The sequence below is a fragment of the Pontibacterium sp. genome, assembly GCF_041587635.1.
Lineage (GTDB): Bacteria > Pseudomonadota > Gammaproteobacteria > Pseudomonadales > Balneatricaceae > Pontibacterium.
The window spans coordinates 1-4,741 of record NZ_JBFGYC010000317.1 but is presented as its reverse complement, the minus strand read 5'-3'; the positions used below and the strand labels follow the sequence as shown (position 1 = coordinate 4,741).

Genomic DNA, 4,741 nt, shown 5'->3' with positions numbered 1-4,741 from the left:
TTCTGGAAAAACGGGAGCGGCCCGGGGCAACGCCCCGAGCAGGTTTAGGTCATGAACTAACCGGGTGTTTGCTTCATATTTTCCGGCAGGTAAGTGGCCACTTCCGGGAACATCACCAGAATACCGACCATGACCACCATCAGGAGGAACATCGGGAAGGCTGTTTTGGCGATATATCCGATCGGTTTCTTGGTCATGCCTTGCATCACGAAGAGGTTGAAGCCGATCGGTGGCGTAATCTGTGCCATCTCAACGACCACCACAATGAAGATACCGAACCACACCAGATCAATACCAGCCTGACGTACCATCGGCTCAACCACAGCCATGGTGAGCACCACAGAGGAGATACCGTCGAGGAACATGCCGATGATGATGTAAAAACACATCAGGGCAAAGATCAGCGTCAGCGGCGACAGCTCTAGCGAGCCAATAAATTCAGCCACCGTAAATGGCAGGCCGGTAAAGCCCATCGCCAGAGCAAGGAACGCAGCCCCTGCCAGAATCAAGGCGATCATGCAGGAGGTACGGGTTGCGCCCATCAGGCTTTCCACAAAGGTGTCTTTGCTGAGTGACCCTTGCAGCATCGCCAGACTCAGCGCCCCGATCACACCAAAGGCAGCGGATTCAGTTGCGGTGGCCACACCGGTGTAGATCGTACCAATCACCAGACCAATCAACAGAATGACCGGGATCAGGAAGCGTGAATTATAGAGTTTCTCTCCGAAGGTCATCACCGCGTCTTTAGGCGGTACTTCGTGACGGCGGATAAACGACCACACCGCAATGTAACCCATGAACAAACTCGCCAATACCAGACCCGGCAGGACACCCGCCATAAACAGTTTGGAGATCGATTCGTTGATGGTGACGCCATACACGATCAGTGTGAGCGAGGGTGGAATCATCAGGCCCAGTGTCGATGCACCGACTAAGGTACCGAGAATCATGTAGTCCGGGTAACCACGACGGCGCAGCTCCGGGATCGACATCTTACCGACGGTGGTTAGGGTGGCCGCAGAGGAGCCGGAAACCGCAGCAAACACGGTGCAACCCACCACATTGGTGTGCAGTAACTGCCCCGGCAGGCCGGACATCCAGGGCGCGAGCCCCTTAAACATATCTTCCGAGAGACGGGTACGGAACAGGATCTCGCCCATCCAGATAAACAACGGCAGGGCGGTCAACGACCAGCTGGAGGAACCCGACCAGATCGCAGTAAACATCGCATCGCCGGTTGGACGGCTGGTAAACAGCTCCATACCCACGAATGCTACACCCAGCAGAGCGAGTCCGATCCAGACGCCACTGCCGAGCAGGAAAAACAGAGTAAACAGGAATATCCCGGTGAGTGTCAGTTCATCCATCAGAACTCCTCCCCTTCAACGTGGTGCTCTTCAGCAAAAGTATCGTCGTGACCCATGAGGGTACGAATCAGGTGATCCAGCAAGGCGATGGTAAAAATCACCGAGCCGATGGCAATAGCCGACTGTGGAATCCACAGTGGCGTGGCATCCTGCCCCTGTGAGATGTCGTGGATCATGTGCGAGAGCTGAACGTTGCGGATGGCGAACCATGCCAGATAACCAGCCAGCAGGGTTGCGACGCTCAGACACCAGATATCCATTACCCGTCGGGCTTTGCCTTTGACGATGTTGAGAATCAGGCTGACGCGGATGTGCGCGTTGCGGTTGAGGGTGTACGCCAGTGCGAAGAATGAGGAGGCTGCCATACAGTATCCGGCATAGTCGGCGGAACCTGGGAACTGCAGTCCCATCCAGCGACTGGCCATCTGCGCGACAATAATGCCTAGAATTGCCAGCAGGAACAGCGCAGCTACCGCACCGGAGGCCAGATACAGGGTATCCAAACCTTTGCGTAGCAGCGATTTCGATGCTGTACGGGGTTTTTCCCGGGTCATAGTTTCGGTAGTCATGATGATATCGTTCTTTTTATATTAGTCGTGCTTTGTGCGCTGCATCCTTGTCAGCACCAGAAAAGGCACGGCGGCTCAGGTGAGGAGCAAAACACCGTGCAAGGGAGGTACCCCTCTGTATCTGCCATCTACCTCTGGTAGCGGATAAATATTTGAGGGGGTGAGATGCTACTTACTTACGGTAGGCGTCCAGTACAGCCTGACCACGGTCACCGGCCTGTTCCAGCCACTCAGCCGTCATGGTGTCGCCTATCTTCTTAAAGTCTGCTGCCAGTTTCTCGCCTGCAGGCTGAACGGTCATGCCGTTTTTCTGCAGCTGTTCGATATACCAGCCTGCCAGCTGCTCAGAACGGGCAGCACCGGCTTTCTCAGCCATCAGAGCCAGACCCTTGACGATGTTCTGGGTGCTCTCATCCAGATCGTTCCAAGCCTGTTTGTTCACAAACACGTAGTTGCGTGGCAGCCACACTTTCACGTCGTACCAGTGGGTCAGGGTTTCCCATACTTTACGGTCGTAACCGGTCGCACCGGAGGAGATGAACGATTCTGCAACACCGGTTGCCAGCGCCTGACTCAGTTCAGAGGCTTCAACCTGTACCGGAACGGCACCGGCCAGTTCGGCCATACGTGCGGTTGCGTTGTTGTAAGAGCGGAACTTCACGCCTTCGAGGTCAGCCGTACCGTTCAGCTCTTTCTTCGCGTAGAAACCGCCCGGAGGCCAAGGCACGGAGTACAGCAGCACCAGGTTGTGTTTATCCAGCAGCTTTTCAAACGCAGGGCGAGCCGCCGCCATCAGTGCATCGGACTCTTCGAAAGAGGTGGCCAGAAACGGAACGGAGTCGATCGCAAACAGCGGATCTTCGTTGGCGTGTGCAGAAAGGATTCGTTCACCGATCTGAGCCTGTCCGGTCTGCACCGCACGCTTGATCTCGTTACCCTTGAACAGAGAACCACCACCGTGGACCTTGATCTCCAGCTCACCACCGGTTGCGACCTTCACCGCTTCGGCAAAGGCTTTAGCGTTTTGGGTGTGGAAGTTGCTGTCGGTATACGCCATCGGCATATCCCACTTCTCACCCGCCATTGCGAATGTGCTGGAAACGGCCAGTGTTGCCGCGGCTACGTGCTTAATCAGTTTCTTCAGTTTCATGTTTATCTTCACCTGTTTGATCTACTTATTGTTCTATCGGGTGTAGGGTTATTCAAGTGCTCTTTGCCAAGCACTTCAGATGGCAGCGATGCAGGACATCTCTACCAGCAGTGACGGACGTGCCATACGCGCTTCAACACACGCACGTGCTGGTGCCTGACCCTCTTCGACCCAGGCATCCCAGATGTCGTTCATCGCTGCGAAGTCTTTCATGTCGCGGACATAGATAGTGACGGACAGCAGTTTGCTCTTGTCGCTGCCAACTTCAGCCAGCAGGTTTTCGATCTTCTTCAGCGTTGACGCTGTTTGTTCACGAATACCCACGGTTTCGTCAGCGGGAACCTGACCACACAGGTAAGCCACATTATTATGGATCACGGCGCGGCTCATACGCTGGCCACTGTCATGACGTTCAATAGACATTAAGCGTTCTCTCCAACTGTTTGCCAGGAACCTGCAAGCACGTTCCTGTGTATCAATTTCTGTGCTTCTCGACGGGATTTATTATTATTGGTGCTGGGGTATAAGTTCCAATACAATTATTTCAATAGTCTATGTGTAAATGTTATGGGTTGGGTGAAATACTATGAATTCCAAACAGTTAGCGGCCTTCCGAGCGGTGATGTTAGCCGGATCAATGAGCGATGCATCGCGCATGCTCTACGTTTCCCAGCCCGCCGTGTCCCGATTGATCAAAGATTTGGAAGAGTCTCTGGGTTTTACCCTGTTCGATCGGCGTAACAGCCGTTTGTACCCCACACAGGCAGCACACGCCTTCTACCGAGAGGTTGAGCGGCACTTTATCGGTCTGGATAACCTGTCGCAGGCGGCGGATCAGATCCGCATGATGCGCAGCGGACGTTTACGTATTGCGGTGATGCCTGCACTGGCGTTCAGTGTGATGCCCCTTATCGTGAGTCGTTTCCTGCGTAGCCATGGTGATGTCTCGGCCACTTTTGCGCCCCATTTATCGGTGGAGCTGGTGAATCGCGTGGGTGCCCAGCAGTTTGATCTGGGGGTGGCGATGTTGCCGGTTGAGAGTAAGGAGATCGCGTTTGGTCCCTGTTATAAGGTGGATTGTCAGTGTATTGCGCCAGTTGGACACCGCTTTGAAGATCAGAAGCGTGTCAGCGCCGCTGATCTGGACCGCGAGCCGTTTGTGGCTATTGGTGCGCAAAATACCGTGACGCGTTTCCGCATCGATGTGGCGATCCGCGAAAGTCTGGCGCGGCCGGATGAACGTATCGAAACACCGTTACTCTCGACCGCTGCCTCGTTTGTAAAGGAAGGGTTGGGGGTGTCAATCGTGGACCCGTTTACAGCGTTGCAGTTTGCTGAGCAAGGCGTGATTGCGCGTCCGTTTGATCCGAGCGTGCCGATGTACTTCGGGTTTATCACGCCGGTTAACCGCCCAATTTCCGGTCTGGCGCAGGAGTTTATCGACAGCTTTGAATCTTATGCGGCCTATCATGTGCCGCTCACACCCATTGAGCCGGACGAGGTGGGAGTAGCCTGAAGCTGCACACTCGGTTAGTATCGCAGGCTCTCCTTCCGACACTGTTTTATTTCTGCTGCTTCTCCTGAATTGAGATTGGGAGACGTACGTTGCATACCTTTTTTCACTCGCAAGACCTGTTGCGAGGGTTGTTCTATGG

General features: G+C 54.4%; 5 protein-coding genes. 1 reads left to right on the top strand and 4 read right to left on the bottom strand.

Features of this window, described 5'->3' with window-relative positions; all coding sequences use genetic code 11:
- Window positions 1–56: 56 nt before the first annotated feature.
- The 4 genes from ABYW01_RS14455 to ABYW01_RS14440 all read right to left on the bottom strand — a co-directional run bounded on the left by ABYW01_RS14455 (window position 57) and on the right by ABYW01_RS14440 (window position 3,509).
- Entirely contained in the window at window positions 57–1,367 is a 1,311-nt protein-coding gene (locus ABYW01_RS14455) for a TRAP transporter large permease (RefSeq protein ID WP_372833907.1), read from the bottom strand.
- The gene (locus ABYW01_RS14450) at window positions 1,367–1,936 is read right to left on the bottom strand and encodes a TRAP transporter small permease (RefSeq protein ID WP_372833904.1); all 570 of its coding nucleotides are present in this window, start codon (window positions 1,934–1,936) and stop codon (window positions 1,367–1,369) included. Before ABYW01_RS14450 ends, ABYW01_RS14455 begins: the two co-directional genes overlap by 1 nt.
- A 172-nt stretch (window positions 1,937–2,108) precedes the next feature.
- On the bottom strand, window positions 2,109–3,086 hold the full coding sequence (locus ABYW01_RS14445) for a TRAP transporter substrate-binding protein (protein ID WP_372833903.1): 978 nt from the start codon (window positions 3,084–3,086) through the stop codon (window positions 2,109–2,111).
- Window positions 3,087–3,161: 75 nt separating this feature from the next.
- A complete protein-coding gene (locus ABYW01_RS14440) occupies window positions 3,162–3,509 on the bottom strand; it encodes a RidA family protein (RefSeq protein WP_193954717.1) in 348 nt (115 codons plus the stop codon).
- A 163-nt stretch (window positions 3,510–3,672) separates the two neighbouring features.
- On the opposite strand from ABYW01_RS14440, the gene ABYW01_RS14435 reads away from it, so the two are divergent.
- Window positions 3,673–4,602, top strand: a complete 930-nt coding sequence (locus ABYW01_RS14435) for a LysR substrate-binding domain-containing protein (RefSeq protein ID WP_372833901.1) — start codon at window positions 3,673–3,675, stop codon at window positions 4,600–4,602.
- Window positions 4,603–4,741: the final 139 nt, after the last annotated feature.